14 protein-coding genes and 1 pseudogene are annotated in these 17,945 nt (G+C 71.2%); 4 read left to right on the forward strand and 11 right to left on the reverse strand.

The genetic code is table 11. The annotated features are described in order from the left end of the window. Positions 1-129: 129 nt before the first annotated feature. A complete protein-coding gene (locus tag ACFYPN_RS22715) occupies positions 130-1,011 on the reverse strand; it encodes an ABC transporter substrate-binding protein (RefSeq protein WP_389300534.1) in 882 nt (293 codons plus the stop codon). A 56-nt stretch (positions 1,012-1,067) separates the two neighbouring features. Between ACFYPN_RS22715 and ACFYPN_RS22720 the strand changes: the two genes are divergently transcribed. Continuing rightward, a complete protein-coding gene (locus tag ACFYPN_RS22720) occupies positions 1,068-1,295 on the forward strand; it encodes a hypothetical protein (protein WP_389300537.1) in 228 nt (75 codons plus the stop codon). 20 nt (positions 1,296-1,315) lie between these two features. On the opposite strand, the gene ACFYPN_RS22725 is transcribed toward ACFYPN_RS22720, so the two are convergent. The 3 genes from ACFYPN_RS22725 to ACFYPN_RS22735 all read right to left on the reverse strand — a co-directional run bounded on the left by ACFYPN_RS22725 (position 1,316) and on the right by ACFYPN_RS22735 (position 3,505). Next, positions 1,316-1,945, reverse strand: coding sequence for a GNAT family N-acetyltransferase (locus ACFYPN_RS22725; protein ID WP_389300540.1), 630 nt, complete (start codon positions 1,943-1,945; stop codon positions 1,316-1,318). A gap of 97 nt (positions 1,946-2,042) precedes the next feature. Further along, the gene (locus ACFYPN_RS22730) at positions 2,043-2,990 is read right to left on the reverse strand and encodes a YihY/virulence factor BrkB family protein (protein WP_389300543.1); all 948 of its coding nucleotides are present in this window, start codon (positions 2,988-2,990) and stop codon (positions 2,043-2,045) included. Positions 2,991-3,187: 197 nt separating this feature from the next. Continuing rightward, positions 3,188-3,505: a cupin gene (locus tag ACFYPN_RS22735; protein ID WP_358757756.1), complete on the reverse strand. Its 318-nt coding sequence runs from the start codon at positions 3,503-3,505 to the stop codon at positions 3,188-3,190. A 96-nt stretch (positions 3,506-3,601) separates the two neighbouring features. On the opposite strand from ACFYPN_RS22735, the gene ACFYPN_RS22740 reads away from it, so the two are divergent. After that, entirely contained in the window at positions 3,602-4,222 is a 621-nt protein-coding gene (locus tag ACFYPN_RS22740; RefSeq protein ID WP_358757754.1) for an L-threonylcarbamoyladenylate synthase, read from the forward strand. A gap of 115 nt (positions 4,223-4,337) precedes the next feature. Here ACFYPN_RS22740 and ACFYPN_RS22745 read toward each other — a convergent pair. Next, positions 4,338-5,480: pseudogene (locus ACFYPN_RS22745) on the reverse strand (type III polyketide synthase); the annotation flags it as partial. Between the two features lie 22 nt (positions 5,481-5,502). Next, positions 5,503-6,708 (reverse strand): cytochrome P450, encoded by a 1,206-nt coding sequence (locus ACFYPN_RS22750; protein WP_358757752.1) that lies wholly within the window; start codon positions 6,706-6,708, stop codon positions 5,503-5,505. Between the two features lie 335 nt (positions 6,709-7,043). Between ACFYPN_RS22750 and ACFYPN_RS22755 the strand changes: the two genes are divergently transcribed. Both ACFYPN_RS22755 and ACFYPN_RS22760 read left to right on the forward strand, forming a co-directional pair. After that, the gene (locus tag ACFYPN_RS22755; RefSeq protein WP_389300547.1) at positions 7,044-8,261 is read left to right on the forward strand and encodes a Dyp-type peroxidase; all 1,218 of its coding nucleotides are present in this window, start codon (positions 7,044-7,046) and stop codon (positions 8,259-8,261) included. Positions 8,262-8,565: 304 nt separating this feature from the next. Further along, complete coding sequence (locus ACFYPN_RS22760; protein ID WP_389300550.1) at positions 8,566-11,586, forward strand: carbohydrate binding domain-containing protein; 3,021 nt, start codon at positions 8,566-8,568, stop codon at positions 11,584-11,586. Positions 11,587-11,729: 143 nt separating this feature from the next. On the opposite strand, the gene ACFYPN_RS22765 is transcribed toward ACFYPN_RS22760, so the two are convergent. From ACFYPN_RS22765 to ACFYPN_RS22785, 5 genes are all read right to left on the reverse strand, one after another. Beyond that, positions 11,730-12,806, reverse strand: coding sequence for an aldose epimerase family protein (locus ACFYPN_RS22765; RefSeq protein WP_389300553.1), 1,077 nt, complete (start codon positions 12,804-12,806; stop codon positions 11,730-11,732). A gap of 202 nt (positions 12,807-13,008) precedes the next feature. Next, entirely contained in the window at positions 13,009-14,037 is a 1,029-nt protein-coding gene (locus ACFYPN_RS22770) for a LacI family DNA-binding transcriptional regulator (protein ID WP_358757745.1), read from the reverse strand. Positions 14,038-14,169: 132 nt separating this feature from the next. Beyond that, positions 14,170-15,240 carry an ABC transporter permease gene (locus tag ACFYPN_RS22775; RefSeq protein ID WP_389300556.1) on the reverse strand — a complete coding sequence of 357 codons (1,071 nt, stop codon included), beginning with the start codon at positions 15,238-15,240 and terminating at the stop codon, positions 14,170-14,172. Continuing rightward, positions 15,237-16,211: an ABC transporter permease gene (locus tag ACFYPN_RS22780; RefSeq protein ID WP_389300559.1), complete on the reverse strand. Its 975-nt coding sequence runs from the start codon at positions 16,209-16,211 to the stop codon at positions 15,237-15,239. Before ACFYPN_RS22780 ends, ACFYPN_RS22775 begins: the two co-directional genes overlap by 4 nt. Continuing rightward, positions 16,208-17,857, reverse strand: a complete 1,650-nt coding sequence (locus tag ACFYPN_RS22785; RefSeq protein ID WP_389300561.1) for a sugar ABC transporter ATP-binding protein — start codon at positions 17,855-17,857, stop codon at positions 16,208-16,210. The genes ACFYPN_RS22780 and ACFYPN_RS22785 overlap by 4 nt, the downstream gene beginning before the upstream one ends. Between the last annotated feature and the right edge of the window lie 88 nt (positions 17,858-17,945).

A 17,945-nucleotide genomic window follows, 5' to 3' on the forward strand; every position in this document is an offset into this window, starting at 1 on the left:
GTCCTCACCACCTTCTCCAGCCCTGCCCCGGGACGCGATCCCTGACCGCCCGTACGGGGCGCGGGCCATGGGCGGTCCACGGTCCCGGGCGGGGTCCCCGGCTCCCGCCGTCCGCGCGAGGGCAGGCACTCACTCCCCGCGTACGGAGTCCAGGGCGTCGGCGACCGTCGAGAGGAAGCGCGCGTGCGCGTGCGCGCTGCACAGCGGTTCCGGGTTCCACGGCACGACGAGTGTCCCGGCGTCGAGCAGCGCGGCCCAGTCCGGCTGGGCACGGAGGCGGCTCAGCGGCGCCGCGTTGACCCGGACGTCCGTCAGCAGGACGCGGGGGGCGAGCGCCGCCACCTCGGCCCAGGGCGCGGTGTGCCAGTTGATGCCGGGACCCGGGGGCGGGTCGACGAGGCCGACGCCCAGTTCGTGCAGGGCCGCCAGTTCGGGCCACAGGGCGGGCCGGGCGACGTACGCCTGGTCCTGGTCGGCCGGCGAGAGCGCCATCACCCGGACTCCACCGCCCTGGGCCGCGTCGCGCAGCCGGCCTCGCGCGGCTTCCCGTTCCTCCGCGGCGTGGGAAGGTACGGCCGCTCCGAGCGAGCGCGCCAGCTCCGCGAAGCGGTCGGAGGTGCCGGCCAGCGTGCGCGAGGGGCCGACGTCGATCACGACGACCGGAACGTGTTCCTCCAGGTGCTTGGCGGTGTCGGGATCGAGTCCGTACACCTGCCCCCCGCCGTAGCTGACGGCCACCACCAGGTCCGGGGCGCCCCGCAGCAGGGCGTCCACGTCGAGGGCGGTACCCGCCCCCAGGCAGACCACTTCGTCCGGCGGGAGTTCTCCCGCCTTGGCGGGGTCGATGTCGGCGCCGTCATGGCCGGAACCGAAGACGCTCCAGGACCGGACACCCAGGTCCCAGAGGGTGGCGCCCGCCTGCACGTACGCCAGCACCCGTGAGGGGCGCCGTTCCGCCTCCGCGACCCGGCCCCGGTCGTCCGCGAAGCTCCACCCGCCCTGTTCCGCCACGTCCCCCACCCCTCGATCGGTGCTCGTCCGCGCATCCGTCCATCCCCTTCGCACGGATGTACCTGCCCAACTCCCCACCACCGCATCCCTCGCCCTTCGGACCGACGGCGGGCGCGGCTCCCGAATCCTCCGAGCAGCACGGACAGGGCTCCAACTCCCCGTACGCGCGGATCACTCGCACCCGTCGCTGGAAGCGCCGGCGCCCCGGGGACGCGGCCGACGACAGCACCCGGGTGCTGCGGGAGACGATGCCGATCGTGGCCGGGTACCGCGCCGCCCCGTGAACCGGCCCGAACCGGCCCTCCTACAGTCCCGCGCTCTCGGTGGACCGGCCCAGGTACGTCAGCGGGCCGGGGTCGGGCACGTCGATCTCGTGGAACCCGAGCCGGTCGTAGAAGAGCCTGGCGGGCTTGTTCGCCGTCAGCATCGAGAGGTACACGTCGGCGACGCCCTTGGCCCGCAGCGCGTCGAGGAACGCGCGCATCAACTCCCGTCCGTGGCCCTTGCGCTGCCAGGGCGGCAGGAGGTCGATGTGCAGATGGGCCGGGTAGTCGGCGACCTGCGGACCGAGCATGTGCTCCGGGCGGTGCAGAAGCGCGATCATCTCATCGGTCGGCGTGGTGGGCGGCTCCTCGGAGGCCGGGAAGCGGCCGGCCACCAGTGGCAGCCAGCGCTCCCGGAACGCGGCGGCGAACGCCGTGGTGTCGGCGGTGCCCAGGACGTATCCGACCGCCTGGCCCGAGCCGTCGTCCAGCACGAACGCCAGGTCGGGTTCGAGATACGCGTACGGCGCGGCGAACAGCGAGGGCATCAGCTCCTGATCGGCGTACAGATGCCGGGAGTCACCCCCGTTGTCGGCGGTCCGGACACAGATGCCGGCGAGCGCGGCACGGTCGCCGGGGCGGTAGGAGCGTATGTACGCGGGCTGTCCCATGGCCGGGAGCATGTCATTTTGGGAGCGCTCCCACAAGGTCCGTACGCGCTCCGGACCCGTTCCGGACGCGCCCCGACGGACCTGTGGTGCCGACCGGTCAGTCCGCCTCGCCGGGCCCTGCGCCGGGCCCCTGCGGCGGCACCGGCGCGCGTACGGCCCGGGCTTTCCGCTCCGCCGCCAGCTCGGCGTTGAACTGCGCTCCGGCCAGCATGGCCAGGTTGGTGAACCAGACCCAGATGAGGAAGACGACGAGCCCGGCGAGCGAGCCGTACAGCCGGCTGTAGGTGCCGACGTACGTGGCGTAGAGCGCGAACCCCGCGGAGGCGACGAGCCAGAGCACGGCCGCAAGCACTCCGCCGGGCAGCCCCTGCCGCGTGCCGCGCACCGAGCGCGGTCCCGTCCGGAAGAGGACGGTGATGAGGCAGGTGACCAGCACCAGCAGGACGGGCCACTTGAGGAACCACCACAGGGTCTGGCCCGCGTCCGCGAGTCCCAGCCTGCGGGCCGCCCAACGGGCGAGCGGGCCCGTGAGCACCAGCACGAACGCGCTGGTCAGCATCAGGAGGAGCAGCCCGATCGCCGAAGCGACGATGGTGTGCGCGTTGCGCAGCGCGGGCCGGGTGTCACGCTCGTGGTGCATGGCGTGCAGGGCCCGGCGGAAGACCGCGAGGTAGCTGGAGGCCGACCAGACCGCGCTGAAGCTGCCGGTGGCGACCAGGACCCAGCCGGCGGTGCGCTGCTCGGTGGCGGCCAGGAGCGGCTGGCGCAGGGCCGCGCCGGACTCCGCCGGGGCGAAGGCGGTGATGTCCGTGATCAGCGCGGCCGTGGCGTCGGGGCTGGCCAGCCCGATCACCGAGACGGTGACCAGCAGGGCGGGCAGCAGGGCGAGGATGGCGTAGTACGTCTGGGCGGCGGCCCAGTCGGATATGTCGTCGTTCCACAGCGCGAGGGGGGTCCGGCGCAGTGCGGCGGACCAGGCGGCGACGCGGCCGGCCGGGCGGGCCTCGACCGCCTCGCGGGCAGGGGCAACGGACTTGCGGAACACGCGTCGCTCCGGAGGACGTGGACGGAATGGGGCACGCCGGACGGTCCGTGCTGGTCGCAGGGTCGCTCCGCCGGTGCCGTCCTTTCTCTCATGCCTCGGTTTCGCGGGAGTACACCGCCACCCCGGGAGCCCGGTGCCGTGGTGGCGGTCGCCGCACCGGCCACGGAGGCGGGTCCGGCGGGTCCGGCATCCGGCCGTCAGTCGTTGACGGTCGTGAGGAGGACGACGGCGTCCTCCAGTGCCAGCAGCCCGTGCCGCTCCCTCGGTAGCGGTCCCAGACCGCCGGCCGTCAGCTCCACGTCCCCGGAGGGCGCGGTGATGCGGACCGCGCCACGGAGCACCAGGAGGGAGGCGGCGAGCGGTGCGTTGTGCTCGTCCAGCGCGGAACCGGAGGTGAGGGCGATCACCGTCTGCCGGAGTGGGGGCTGCTGGAGCAGGCGGTGCGCACTGCGCCCGTGGGGGGAGTTGCGCGCCGCGGCGAGGTGCTCGTCCGCGAGGGCGTTGAGGTCGTTCATACCGCCACTGTGCCGCAGCGTCCGCGGGGCCGCCGCCGGAGCGTGGCGCCGTACGACCCTCGTGGGGGCGTGCGGCGCACCCCGTAGACTCGTCGGATGGCTAAGTATTTCGACGTGCATCCCGAGAACCCTCAGCGACGCACGATCAGCACGGTGGCCGGTCTCATCCGTTCGGACGCGCTGGTCGCCTATCCGACGGACTCCTGCTACGCCCTCGGGTGCCGGCTGGGCAGCCGGGAGGGGATCAACCGCATCCGGTCGATCCGCCGTCTCGACGACCGCCACCACTTCACCCTGGTGTGCGAGAACTTCGCCCAGCTGGGCCAGTTCGTACAGATCGACAACGACGTCTTCCGCGCGATCAAGGCGGCAACACCTGGCCGGTACACCTTCATCCTGCCCGCGACGAAGGAGGTGCCGCGCCAGCTGCTGCACCCGAAGAAGAAGACCGTGGGCGTCCGCATCCCCGACCACGCCGTGGTCCAGGCGCTGCTGAGCGAGTTGGGCGAGCCGCTGCTCTCCAGCACCCTGCTGCTGCCCGACGAGGAGGAGCCGCTGACGCAGGGCTGGGAGATCAAGGAGCGGCTGGACCACGAGGTCGACGCCGTCCTGGACTCCGGTGACTGCGGGACGGAACCCACGACGGTCATCGACTTCTCGGACGGCGAGGTCACCATCGTGCGCGAGGGTGCGGGAGACATCACGCGGTTCGAGTGAACCTCCCCGCGTCGCAGTGTTCCCGCGTGGGCCCGTGCCGCTCGTGGGGCTTCAGGGCCTGTACGGGCCCGACGGGAGCAGCACGGCCGACGCGGCCGGGCGTCGCCGCTCGGGCTCAGCCGAGCAGCGCACCGTCCGGCGTGGGCAGCGCGCCGCTCGACGCCAGGAGTCCGTCCGCCCGGCCGAGGCCGGGCTCGCGTCGGCGCACCCAGCGTCCGACCGCGCACTCCGCGGTGATGCCGGGTCCGAATCCGGCGATGAGCCCCTGCGCGGCGTCCTCGGCACCTCCGTCCTCGAAGAGCCGGGCCAGCGCGTCGAAGACCACGGAACTGGCGATGTTCCCGCGCTCGGTGAGGGTGGCTCTGCTGTAGCGGAACATCCGCGGCGGGAGCTGGAGGAAGCGGCAGAGGTCGTCGAGAATGCGCGGGCCGCCCGCGTGGACGATGAAGAAGTCCATCGCCTGCACCGACCATCCGTGCAGGTCGACCAGGTCCTGCAGGACCGGGGCGAGCATCTCCATCGTGCCGGGAACCCGCCGGTCGAGCAGGAAGTGGAACCCGGTGTCCCGGACCGCGTAGGAGATCCAGTCCTCGGTGTCGGGCACCAGGTGCGAGGCGTTGCGTTCGAGACACATCCCGGTGCCACCGTCGCCCCGCACGACGGCCGCGGAAACGGCATCGCCGAACAGGCCGTTGGAGAGCAGTGATCCGACGCCGACGTCGGTGGGCTGGTAGCAGAGCGAGCAGAACTCGCAGGACACGATGAGGACGTTGGACTGCGGGTAGGCCCGGCAGAAGTCGTGGGCGCGGTTGATGGCCGCCCCGCCCGCGGCGCAGCCGAGCTGGGCGATCGGCAGTTGCCTGGTCTCCGGCCGGAAGCCCAGGGTGTTGATCAGCCAGGCGGTCAGCGACGGCATCATGAAGCCCGTGCAGGAGACGTAGACGATGAGGTCGATCTCGGCGGCCTCGACCTCGGCGTACTCCAGTGCCCGGCCCACCACTTCGGGGACCCTCTTCTTGGCCTCGGCCTCGTACACCCGGTTGCGCAGCTCGAAGCCGGGGTGGCGCAGCGTCTCCTCGATCGGCTGGACGAGGTGGCGGGTCTGTACACCGGTGTTGCGGATGAGCCTCAGGACCAGGTCGCGCTGGGGGTGGCCGTCGTGGGTCTCGCGTGCGAGATCCAGGGTCTGCTGCATCGTGATGACGTGTTCGGGCACAGCGATGGCCGGGCGGCACAGGGTCGCCATGGGTTCTCCTCGTGTCTGGGAGCGGAGGCGCTCGTCACCACGTGACGGGCAGGGCGAGCGGGTGGCGCCAGATCGACGTGGTGTTCCAGCGGATGTCGTCCGCGGTCCCGTCGAGGCGCAGGCGGGGGAACCGGCGGAGCAGCGACGAGAAGGCGGTCTCGAGTTCCATCGTGGCGAGCGGGGCTCCCAGGCAGTGGTGGGCTCCCCAGCCGAAGGTCATGTGGGGGATGGACGGACGGTCGGGGTCCAGGTCGTCCGGTCGCTCGAACTTCCCGGCGTCGCGGTTGGCGGTCAGGTACGACACGTGCACCACATCGCCGGCGGCGATGCTGACGCCGCCGAGTTCCACGTCCACCAGGGCGACCCGGGGGATGCCGACGCCCTTGCGGAACGGGATGTGGCGGAGGAGTTCCTCCAGGCTGCGGGGCAGGCGTTCGGGGGAGTCGCGCAGGGTCCGCGCCAGCTCGGGGCGGGTGAGCAACGAGTAGGCGATGTTGCCGAGTTGGTAGGTGGTGGTGTCCTGTCCCGTGATGAGCAGGACCATGGCCATGACGGTCAGTTCGTCGTCGCCGAGGAGTTCGTCGCCGTCCCGGGCGGTGGCGAGGGTACTGATGAGGTCCTCGCCGGGCGAACGGCGACGCCGGGCGGTGAGGTCGCCGAAGTAGGCGCGGAGTTCCGCCTTGGCGCGGACCGCGTCCTCCTTTCCGGCGGCCCGGACGTTCATCATGGTGAGGGCGTGCGAGCGGAGCCAGGGCCGGTCGGGCTCGGGAATGTCGAGCACCTCGCAGATGGTGACGAGCGGCAGGGGGGCTGCGACCGCCTCCATGAAGTCGGCGGGGGCTCCGCCGTCCTCCATCGCGTCGAGCAACTGGTCCACGATGCGCTGGGTGCCGACCCGCATGGCGTCGATCCGGCGGGCGGTGAAGCTCTTGGCCACGAGACTGCGGAGCCTGCTGCTGGCCGGTGGGTCCATGAGGTTGATGGCCTCGTCCTGGACGATGGGCTCGGGGGTCATCCGGGGGAAGTCCCGTCCCGCCACGGCGCTGCGACTGAAACGGCGGTCGGTGGTGACCGTCCGGACGTCCTCGTACCGGGTGACCAGCCAGGCGTCCCCCTCGCCGTACGGCATCCGGATGCGGGACACCGGCTCGGTGGTCAGCAGTTCCTTGAGCTGGGGGTCGAACTCCAGCTGGTGTGCGTAGTCGAAGGGACAGCTGCGTACGGTTTCCGTGTACTCCACCGAGGTTCTCCCAGGGACCGGGCCGGCTGGCTCAGGGGCAGATCCGTCCCCGACGGGTCCGGACCCCGGCTGTATTCCCGTTACCCTCCGAAACATGTTCGCCACGCTGAGTGGTCGCCCGATCAGGGGGTGGTGCGGGCGGCGCGCGGGACCGAAGGGCGCACGGCGGTGACCCGCAGGAATGAATTTGCGCCCGGGCGCACGCCTCGCTGGTAAGGCTCACTGGGCCGTGTCCGAGCGTTCGCGTCGGATCGGCGGGCGGACACCGCCCGCCCGACGGGAATGGTCGGACACGGCCCGGCCAGACACATCGAGCACGTGGAAGAGGCGCGACCATGACAGAGATCGACGACCGTTCGGCCCCCGCAGGTACGAACAGCCGCCACGGACGCCGGGGGTTCGTGCTGACCGGGGTCGGGCTCGCCGGGGCGATGGCGAGCCCGACCGACGCCTTCGCAGCAACGGCCGGGCGGCCGGAGACGGCTGCCCCGGCCCGGAAGGCAGGGGTGCCGTTCCACGGTCCGCACCAGGCGGGCATCGTGACGCCGCAACAGGCGTTCGCCGCATTCACCGCCCTCGACGTGCTGGGCACGGAACGGAGCGGATTGGCGCGCGTCTTCGACGTGTTGACCAAGCGCGGGAGGGCCCTCACCACCGGCGCCCGGCAGGGCGGCCCCGACGATCGCCTGACCGTCACGGTCGGTGTCGGGGCCTCCCTCTTCGACGAACGCTTCGGCCTCCGGGGACGGCGTCCGGCGGGGCTGCGGACCATGCCCGCGTTTCCCGGGGACGACCTCGACCCCGGATCCTGCCACGGGGACCTGTCGGTCCAGGTCTGCGCGGAGCACCCCGACGCCGTCCTGGAGGTGATGCGTGATCTGCAACTGGCGCTGCGGGGGCTGGCCGCCCCGCGGTGGCGGAGCGACGGGTTCCTCAACCCGCCCCGGCCGAGCGGCGCGCCGCGCAGCATCGTCGGCTTCAAGGACGGCATCTCCCACCCGGACACGACGTCCGAGCGGGAGATGGACCGGGTCCTCTGGCTGGGTCCGCGCGGCGGAGCGCCCGCCTGGGCCCGGGGCGGCTGCTACCAGGTGCTGCGGATCACCCGGCTCCGGGTCGAGGCGTGGGACCGGCTGCCGGTGTCCGAGCAGGAGCGCGCCTTCGGCCGGAACAAGGCGACCGGCGCTCCGCTGACCGGCACCAAGGAGACGGACGTTCCCGACTACCGGTCGGACCCGGACGGCAAGAAGATCTCCTTCGACTCGCACATCCGGCGGGCCAACCCGCGGACACCCGGGACGGCCGACTCGCTGCCGCTACGGCGGAGTTACAACTTCGACCGCGGCCTGGCGCCCGACGGCGGGCTCGACGTGGGGCTCAACTTCTGCTGCTACCAGCAGGACATCGCGCGGCAGTTCGAGGCGGTGCAGCGGCGCCTGGACGGCGAGCGCCTCGCAGACTTCACCGTCACCCGGGGCGGCGGCTACTTCCTGGTACTGCCCGGCGTGACGGGCGCGAACGGAACGCTCGGGGCGAGCCTGCTGGCCGACTGAGTTTTCCTGGCGGCGAGTTGACGGGAAATCGTCCGGTGGAGGCCCGGGAGGAGCAGCGGTGGACGGCACCCTCCCGGGTCCGGCGCGGTCAGAACTCTTTACGAACCTGACATGCACGGGTAATTTCCTGGACGCAAGAGATTGCAGAAAGATTCTGACAGCCATTGCCGTCGGAGTCCTTCCGCTCGCCCGAACCCCGAGGCGCGTCCGGGTTCTCCGGCGGGATCTCGGCCGGTGCCCGTACCGGACACCGGCGTTGTCGGCAGCCGTGGCCCCGCAGCCACGGCCTCCCCCTGGAGACATCATGAAACGCTCCCTCCTGCGGCTGCTGAGACGCCCCGTGGCGGCGGCCGCGACGGCGACCGCGCTGCTGGGCCTGCTCACCGCGATACCCGGCGCGGAACACGCGCCGTCCGTGACGCCGGTCGCCGCCTCCGGGAACTCGGCGACCGTCTTCTACTGGACGAAGACGAAGAACTGGCCGTCCTACAACCTCCATTGGGCACCGGACGGGGGTTCCTGGACCACCGTTCCGGGGACGGCCATGACCGCCGCCTGTACGGACTGGGTGAAGCTGACCGTTCCGCTCGGCAGCGCCACGGGTCTGGCCGCGACCTTCAACAACGGCCAGGGCGTCTGGGACAACAACTCCGGCAACAACTACGCGCTCGGCACCGGGAACATCACGGTCAAGGACGGCGTGGTGGCCCACAGCGACCCCTGCGCCGACAGCGGTACGACTCCGAGCCCCTCCCCCACCGGCACGAACAGCGCGGACGTCTACTACTCCACCGCCACGGTCGGCTGGACCACCACCAACCTCCACTACCAGCCGGTCGGCGGCGCGTGGACCACCGCCCCCGGGGTGGGCATGGCGGCCGCCTGCACGGGGTGGGTCAAGCGGACCGTCGACCTCGGCGCGGCCACCGGCCTCAACGCCACGTTCAACAACGGCAACGGCGTCTGGGACAACAACAACGGCGCCAACTACGCGCTCATGACCGGTCGCACCACGGTGAAGGACCACAAGGTCACCTCGGGCGCCCCGGACCCGTGCGCCGCCGCGGTACCGGACACCACGGCCCCGTCCGCTCCCCCGAAGGCGTCTGCCGCAGCGGACGGGGTCTCGGTCGTCCTCACCTGGGACCCCGCCACCGACAACGTGGGCGTGACGAAGTATCAGGTCACCCGCACCGGCGGCACCAAGGGCACTCTGGTGGCGGACACCGGCTCCACGGTGTTCTCCGACACCGGACTGGAGGAGCGGACCGCGTACAGCTACACCGTCAGGGCGGTGGACGCGGCGGGCAACGTCTCGGCGGCCTCGGCGGCGGCGACCGCCACCACCGGCGACAAGCCGCCGGTCGCGGCCTCGGGGCAGCCGCTGGGGACCGACCCGCGCAAGGACCCGATCTACTTCGTCCTCACCGCCCGCTTCGACGATGGCGACAGCACGAACGACCGGGGCGGCAGCCAGGACGTGAAGTCCGGCAACGCGGCCAACAACGACCCCATGTTCCGGGGCGATTTCAAGGGCCTGGTCAAGAAGCTCGACTACATCAAGGGTCTCGGCTTCTCAGCGATCTGGATCACGCCGGTGGTGCTCAACCGGTCGGACTACGACTACCACGGCTACCACGGCTACGACTTCTACAAGGTCGATCCGCGCCTGGAGTCCGCCGGCGCCTCCTACCAGGACCTCATCAACGCGGCGCACGCCAAGAGGATGAAGATCTACCAGGACGTCGTCTACAACCACTCCTCGCGCTGGGGTGCCAAGGGGCTGTTCACCCCCACGGTCTACGGCGTGCGGGACTCCCAGTGGAGCTGGTACTACGACGAGAAGAACGAGGGCTTCGAGTACGACGGGCTGAGAGTCGAGACGAAGTCCGGCAAGTCCTACTACAACGGCGACCTGTGGTCCACCGCCGAACCGGCGGGCAACACCTGCCTCAACTGGGGCAAGCCCACCGGAAGTACGTCCGCGGAAGGGTACAAGGTCTACAACTGCCAGTGGCCGAACGCCACTTCCGGGATGTTCCCGAAGGTGTACTACCACAACTGCTGGATCGGCAACTGGGAGGGCGAGGACTCGCGCAGCTGCTGGCTCCACGAGGACCTCGCGGACTTCAACACCGAGAGCGCCCCGGTGCAGAACTACCTGATCGGCGCCTACGACAAGTACATCGACATGGGTGTCGACGGCTTCCGGATCGACACCGCGGTGCACATCCCGCGCACGACCTGGAACCGCCGCTTCCTGCCGGCGATCCAGGAGCGCGTCACCTCGCGCTTCGGTGCCGGGGCCGCGAAGAACTTCTTCGTCTTCGGTGAGGTCGGCGCCTTCGTCAACGACAAGTGGAACCGGGGCTCGGTCAACCACTCCGCGCAGTTCTACACCTGGAAGGAGCGCAAGGAGTACAGCGCGGACGACGCCGCCGCGTCGCTGGAGATGTACACCTACGAGGAGCAGCTGGGCACCGGACAGCAGCCGGTCTCCGACAACGCCTTCCTGAAGGGGAACAGCTACCACACGCCGGACCACAGCCGGTTCTCCGGGATGAACGTCATCGACATGCGGATGCACATGAACTTCGGTGACGCCAACAACGCCTACAGCAACGGCAAGGACTCCGACGACAGTTACAACGACGCCACGTACAACGTCGTCTACGTCGACAGCCACGACTACGGGCCCAACAAGAGCAGCGAGCGGTACGCGGGCGGTACGGACGCCTGGGCGGAGAACATGGCCCTGATGTGGACGTTCCGTGGCATCCCGACCCTGTACTACGGCTCCGAGGTCGAATTCCAGGCGGGGAAGAAGATCGACTGCGGGCCCACCTGCCCGCTGGCGACCACCGGGCGGGCGTACTTCGGTGACCGCATCGCCGGCGATGTCACGGCCTCCGACTTCAGCAAGGTCTCCTCGGCGAACGGCGCGGTGGCGGACACCCTGGCGCAGCCGCTGGTCAAGCACGTGCAGCGCCTCAACCAGATCCGGCGGGCGGTCCCGGCGCTCCAGATGGGCCAGTACTCCACCGAGGGCATCAGCGGCTCGATGGCGTACAAGCGCCGGTACACCGATGCGGCGAGCGGGGTCGACTCCTTCGCCCTGGTGACCGTCACCGGCGGAGCCTCGTACACCGGAATCCCGAACGGCACCTACAAGGACGCCGTGACCGGGGACGTCCGGACCGTGACCGGCGGGACCCTCACGGTGGCCGCCCCGGGGAAGGGCAACCTCCGGGTGTACGTGCTCGACCTGGGCGGCAAGAACGCGGCCCCGGGGCAGGTCGGCACGGCCGGTCCGTACCTGAAGTAGTGCTCGTTCGGCCGGTGAGCGCCGGTGCGGCCCGTCTTCGGGGGGCCGCACCGGCGCGCTCATGCGTGCGGGGCGCGGGGCCGGCCCTCAGGGGGCGGCGCTCAATGGGCGGTGCTCAGTGGGCGGTGCTCAGTGGGCGGCGCTCAATGGGCGGTGCTCAAGTGCGGGAAGCGCCACTCCGTGCGGGTGCGGAGCGTCTGGCCGGGGCGCAGGACGGTGGTGGGGTAGTCCGCCCGGTTGGGCGAGTCCGGCAGGTGCTGGGTCTCCAGGCAGACCGCGCCGTGGCGGTCGTGCACGCGGCCCTCGCCGTCGGTGAAGGTGCCGTCCAGCAGGTTGCCCGTGTAGACCTGGATGCCGGGTTCCGTGGTCCACACCTCCATCACGCGGGAGGCGCCGGGCGCGGTGAGCCGGGCGGCGCGGCGCAAGCGCCGGCCGGGGGCCGCGTCGCGCAGGACCCAGCAGTGGTCGAACCCGCCGGCCGAGGCGAGTTGCTCGTGCGGGAGGGCGAGGCGGTCGCGCAGCACGTGGGGGGTGGTGAGGTCGAAGGGGGTGCCGCGCACCTCGGCCGGGTCTCCCTCGGGAATGCCCTCGGGGTCCACGGGGAGGTAGTGGTCGGCGTCGACTTCCAGGGTGTGCCCGAGGACGTCCTCGTCGCCCAGGTTGAAGTAGGCGTGCTGGGTGAGGTTGACGACCGTCGCCCGGTCGGTGGTGGCGGTGCAGTCGAGCGAGAACGTGCCGGAGGCGTCGACGGCGTACGTGGCACGGACCTCCAGGGCCCCGGGGAAGCCCATGTCACCGTCGGGGCTGTGCAGGCGCAGGTCGACGGAGGCGGCGTCGCCGTCCTCCCGGGCGGTCGCCTCCCAGACCCGGGTGTGGAAGCCCTCGGGTCCGCCGTGCAGGGCGTGCCCCCGGTCGTTGGCGGGAATTTCGTGGGTGGTGCCGTCGAGCACGAAGCTGCCGTGCGCGATGCGGTTGGCGTAACGGCCCACGAGCGCCCCGAAGTAGGGGTGGTCCTTCGCGTATTCGTCCATCGTCGCCAGGGACCTGACGATCTGCCGGCTGTCGCCGTGGGTGTCCGGCACCGAGAGGCGGTGCAGGACACCTCCGTAGGTGAGGACTTCGGCCCGCACTCCGGTGCCGGAGTCCAGCGTCCAGATATCTGCTTCGGCGTTTCCGGGAGCGGAGCCGAAGGGGGCGCGGTGCGCGGTGGGGCGGGGCATCGGCGTTCCTTGATGGGGAGCGGCCGGCCGGCACAGGTGGCGCAGCGGTCGGCCGGAGGGACGGCGGCCGGCGGCCGTCGTGGACGGGTGGGGTGGCCGCGCGGCCCGGGCCGGGCCCACTGCGGGACGGCCCGGTCCGCCGGGCTCGCCGGGGCGCTGGGCCCCGGCGAGCGCCCGCCGGGCGCCCCGGTCGGCCGCCCGGTCAGGCGGCCGGGCCGGGCGGCCCGGGGACCGTCGACTCGCGGACGACGAGCCGGTAGCCGGGGCGCGGACGCCGCGGTTCGGTCACCGGGGCGCCCCCGAGCCGCTCGACGAGGCTGTCGACCGCGAGGCGGGCGATGGCCTCCTTGTCGGGGGCGATGGTGGTGAGGGTGGTGGTGCCGTAGCTGCTTTCCTCGATGTCGTCGAACCCGACGAAGGCGATGTCGTCGGGGACGGACAGCCCGCGCGCGGTGACGGTGCGCATGGCCCCGATCGCGATCAGGTCGTTGTAGGCGAAGACGGCGTCGGGGCGCTCGCCCCGGTCGAGCAGGGATGCCATCGCGGTGGCCCCGTCCTCACGTCCGTACCCGTCCGTGACGACGACCAGCGACTCGTCCGGTTCGATGCCGGCGGCCGCGAGCTCCTCGCGCCAGCCGCGCAACCGGAGGTGGGCGGGCTGGCGTTCGCGGCCGGTGCGGGATCCGAGAAACGCGATTCTGCGGTGTCCCTGGTCGAGCAGATGGCGTACCGCGGTACGGGCCGCGGCGACGTTGTCGATGGCGATGTGGTCGTAGGGCGCCTCGTACTCCCGCTCCCCCAGCAGGACCAGGGGTGCGGTCTCCTCGCGGGCCATCAGGTCCTCGGTCTCCAGATGGATCGGGCTCATGATGAGCCCGTCGATCACGTGCGACCGGAACCCCTGGCTGACCAGCAACTCCTTCTCACGTAGCCCCGCCGTGTGGTCGACGAGCACGGTGTAGTCGTGCCGGGCGGCGGCGTCGACGACGGCTCCGGCGAGTTCGGCGAAGTACGGGTTGCCGAACTCGGGGACCGCCAGTGCGATGATGCCGGTACGGCCTTTGCGCAGGTGGCGGGCGGTGAGGTTCGGCCGGTAGCCGAGCTCGTCGATCGCCTGCTGCACCTTGGTCCGCATCTTCGGGGTGACGTGCTGGTAGTTGTTGACCACGTTGGACACGGTCTTGATGGACACGCCCGCCCGCTGCGCGACGTCCTTGAGGCTGACGCCCACGGCACTCCTTCACTCGGTTCGGCTGGTTGGATCAGGCTGGACCAGGGAGCGGGGTCCGGTGCCGTGCGTCGCACGGCGGAGGAGCGGGTCGACGCGGGGTGTCTGCGACCGACGGCAACGCCGCGGCTCCGCTCACGTGGTTCTGCGGTTGCGTGCCAGATAGCGCTGCGCCACCACGACAACGATAAGGAACCCGCCGCTGACCACCGACTGGTAGGAGGAGTTGAGGGTACCGATCTGGTTGATCAGGTTCTGGATGACGGCGAGCAGCAGCACGCCCCAGAGGGTTCCGCTGATCGATCCGGCGCCACCGACCAGCAGGGTCCCGCCGATCACGACGGCGGAGATCGCGTCGAGCTCCATGCCCACACCGACGATGGTGACGCCGGAGGTGAGCCTGGCCGCATTGAGCGCCCCGGCGAGGCCGGCGAGCAGACCGCTGAGCGTGTAGACGAGGATCTTCGTCCGTGCGACGGGCAGGCCCATCAGGGTCGCGGCGTCGCTGCTGCCACCCACGGCGAAGATCGACTGTCCGAACGAGGTGCGCTGGAGGACGAGTCCGCCGATGCCGAAGAGGACGAGGGCGATGAGCAGCGGGTAACCGAAGCCCCAGACGGCACCCTGTCCCAGGTCGGCGAAGGCCGAGTCCTTCGGTACGAGGTAGGTGGTGCCGCCCTCGTCGGTGAGGGCGAGCAGCAGGCCGCGCGCGCCGAGCAGGGTGGCGAGGGTGACGATGAAGGGGGCCATCCCGGCGCGGGCGATGAGGAATCCGTTGAGCAGGCCGATCGCGGAGCAGACCACGAGCGGCACGAGCAGCGCGGGCAGGAATCCGTACTGCGAGGCCCAGGCGGCGAGTACGCCGCCGAGGGCGAAGACGGAGCCGACCGACAGGTCGATGCCGCCGGTGATGATGACCATGGTCATGCCGAGTGCGACCACGGCGAGGAAGGACGCCTGCACGGTGACGCCGCGGGCGTTGTCCAGGCTGTGGAACGTCGGGTAGATGAAGGAGGCGACGACGATCACCGTGATCAGCACGGCGAGGACGCCTTGGCGCTGGAGGATGTCGGCGACGCGCTGTCCGGTGGTGGGGCCGGTGGAACCGGCACCGTCGCCGGGGCGGGGCTCGGGTGCCTTGGCCGGAGCGGGAGTCTCGTGCGGGGCCGTGGTCCGGGCCACCGGGGCGGAGGAGGTTTTGTTCATCGGGACCGGCGCTCCCGGGCGACGTAGACGGCGGCGATGATGATCGCGGCCTGGGCGATCTGGGCGGTGGAGTCAGGCAGGTCGTGCTTGACGAGGGTGGCGCGCAGGAGCTGCATCAGCAGGGCTCCGGCGACGGTGCCGAGCACGCGGACGGAACCACCGGTGAGGGGGGTTCCGCCGACCACGACGGCGGTGATGGCGGAGAGCTCCATCAGGGTGCCGAGCGAGGACGGGTCACTGGCGGTGAGCCGCGCCGTGGCGAGCACGCCGGCCAGCGCGGCCAGCACACCGCAGAGCACGTAGACGCCGATGAGGACGCGCTTGACGGGAAGTCCGGCGAGGCCTGCGGCGGCGCGGTTGCCACCGACGGCGACGATCTGGCGGCCGAACGTGGTACGCCGGACCAGGAAGGCCACGGCGACGGCGAGGACGCCGGCGATGAGCACGACCAGCGGAACGCCGAGGAAGGAGTCGGTGCCGAGCGCCAGCATGTCGGGGTTGACGATCTGCTTGAGCTGGCCGTCCGCCATCACCAGGGCGAGACCGCGGCCGCCCACGAAGAGCGCGAGGGTGGCGACGATGGGCTGGAGCCCGACGAGGGAGACGAGCGATCCGTTGACCGCACCGACGACCGCACCGGCGAGCAGGGCGATACCGAGCGCCGGTACCAGTCCGTATCCGAGGTAGAGCGGGAGGAGCGCCGCCGCCACGGCCATGGTCGACCCGACGGACAGGTCGACGCCCTCGGTACCGATGACCAGGGCCATGCCCAGAGCGACGATGACGATGGGCGCGACCTGGACGAGCTGCGTGCGCAGGTTGTCGGTCGTCATGAAGTGGTCGGTGAAGAGGGCGTTGAAGAGCAGCAGCACGACCACGGCCGCGTAGACGCCGTACTCCTGGTACCACGCGGGGTCGCGCAGCCGGGCCAGCGGATTCGGCGCGGGCGGGGCGAGGGTTGCCTGGGTCATCGGGGTTCCTCCTGTGCGACCGGGGTCTTCTCCGGCGTGGCCGGCGCGTTCGGGGGCGACGCGTCCGGGGCGTGGTCGGCGAGCACTTCGAGCAGCCGGCTCTCGGCCACCTCGTCCCCGGCGAGTTCGCCCGCCACGGCTCCGCCGCGCAGGACGACGATGCGGTCGGCGCCCTCGATGAGCTCCTCGATGTCGGAGGAGATGAGCAGGACCGCCAGGCCCTCGCCGGCGAGTTCGTCGATGAGGCTCTGGACCTCCGCCTTGGCACCGACGTCGATGCCCCGGGTGGGTTCGTCGAGCAGCAGGACCTTGGGCTCCAGGCAGAGCCAGCGGGCGAGCAGTACCTTCTGCTGGTTGCCGCCGGAGAGTTCGCCGACCTTCTGTTCCGGGCTGGAGCACTTGATGCGCAGCCGCTTCATGAAGATCTCGACCACGCGGTCCTGCTTGGCGCGGGAGACGACGCCGGCCCGGGAGAGCCGGGGCATCGCGGCGAGCACGATGTTCTCGCGCACCGACAGACCGGGGACGATTCCCTCGGCCTTGCGGTCCTCGGGGAGGAGGCTGATCCCGGCCTTGATCGCTGCGGCCGGGGTGAGCCTGCCGAGGCTCTTGCCGTCGACGGTGATACGTCCGGCGTCGACGGGCAGCGCGCCGGAGAGGGCCTTCGCCGTCTCGCTGCGGCCGGAGCCGAGGAGACCGCCGAGCCCGAGCACCTCTCCGCCGTACAGGTCCAGGGAAATGTCGTGGAGATGGTGGCGGCTGGAGACGCCGGACGCGGTCAGGACCGGCGTACGGGTGGTGTCGTGGCCGCCTTCGGTGAAGTTGGTGAGGCCCGACCGCTTGACCTCGGCCATGTCCCGGCCGAGCATCATCGAGACGAGCTGCATCCGGCTCAGGTCGGCGAGGTCGCCGGTGTGGATGTGGCGGCCGTCGCGGAGCACGGTGACCCGGTCGCAGATCCGGTAGAGCTCGTCCATGCGGTGGCTCACGTAGAGGACTGCGATGCCGCGCTCGCGGAGGTCGGCGATGACCCGGAAGAGCGTCTCGACCTCGCGGGGCTCCAGCGAGGAGGTGGGTTCGTCCATGATGACGACCTGGGCGTTGACCGAGACGGCGCGGGCGAGCGCGACCATCTGCTGGGTGCCGATGCCGAGGGTGTTCAGGGGACGCCTGGGGTCCACGCGGACGCCGAAGCCGTCGAGCAGGCCGGTCGTCTCGCGGTGCATCCGCGCGAAGTCGATCAGCCCGAAGCGGTTCTTGGGCTCGCGGCCGAGGAAGATGTTCCGCGCCACGCTCATCAGCGGGACGAGGTTCACCTCCTGGTAGATGGTGGAGATACCGGCCTGCTGGGCCTCGAAGGGCCGCGCGAAGCGGACGGCTCCGCCATTCATCCGGAGTTCGCCGCCGTCGGGCCGGTAGACCCCTGTGAGCACCTTGATGAGGGTGGACTTGCCGGCACCGTTCTCACCGACCAGGGCGTGGGTCTCCCCCGCCCGCAGGGAGAACGACACGTCGTCCAGGGCGACGACGCCGGGGAACCGCTTGCTGACGCCGCGGGCTTCGAGGACCGAGCCGGCGTCCCGGGCGGGACCCGGGCCGGAGGTGACGGGCCCGGAGGGCTGGGTTACTGCTTCGGGTGGTGCCATGAATCCTGGCCTTCCAAGTTCCAAGGTGCCGAAAGGGCGGGTACGGGGGCGGAGGGTTGCCCACACCGGGGCGACGGGGGAAATCACG

It is taken from the genome of Streptomyces sp. NPDC005576 (genome assembly GCF_042871745.1).
GTDB lineage: Bacteria > Actinomycetota > Actinomycetes > Streptomycetales > Streptomycetaceae > Streptomyces.

Excerpts from the sequence above, each read along its gene's own strand:
- ACFYPN_RS22775 (WP_389300556.1), bottom strand. The coding sequence starts at position 15,240 with ATGAACAAAACCTCCTCCGCCCCGGTGGCCCGGACCACGGCCCCGCAC.
- ACFYPN_RS22785 (WP_389300561.1), bottom strand. The coding sequence starts at position 17,857 with ATGGCACCACCCGAAGCAGTAACCCAGCCCTCCGGGCCCGTCACCTCC.
- ACFYPN_RS22760 (WP_389300550.1), top strand. The coding sequence starts at position 8,566 with ATGAAACGCTCCCTCCTGCGGCTGCTGAGACGCCCCGTGGCGGCGGCC.
- ACFYPN_RS22755 (WP_389300547.1), top strand. The coding sequence starts at position 7,044 with ATGACAGAGATCGACGACCGTTCGGCCCCCGCAGGTACGAACAGCCGC.
- ACFYPN_RS22780 (WP_389300559.1), bottom strand. The coding sequence starts at position 16,211 with ATGACCCAGGCAACCCTCGCCCCGCCCGCGCCGAATCCGCTGGCCCGG.
- ACFYPN_RS22740 (WP_358757754.1), top strand. The coding sequence starts at position 3,602 with ATGGCTAAGTATTTCGACGTGCATCCCGAGAACCCTCAGCGACGCACG.
- ACFYPN_RS22765 (WP_389300553.1), bottom strand. The coding sequence starts at position 12,806 with ATGCCCCGCCCCACCGCGCACCGCGCCCCCTTCGGCTCCGCTCCCGGA.
- ACFYPN_RS22735 (WP_358757756.1), bottom strand. The coding sequence starts at position 3,505 with ATGAACGACCTCAACGCCCTCGCGGACGAGCACCTCGCCGCGGCGCGC.
- ACFYPN_RS22725 (WP_389300540.1), bottom strand. The coding sequence starts at position 1,945 with ATGGGACAGCCCGCGTACATACGCTCCTACCGCCCCGGCGACCGTGCC.
- ACFYPN_RS22720 (WP_389300537.1), top strand. The coding sequence starts at position 1,068 with ATGTACCTGCCCAACTCCCCACCACCGCATCCCTCGCCCTTCGGACCG.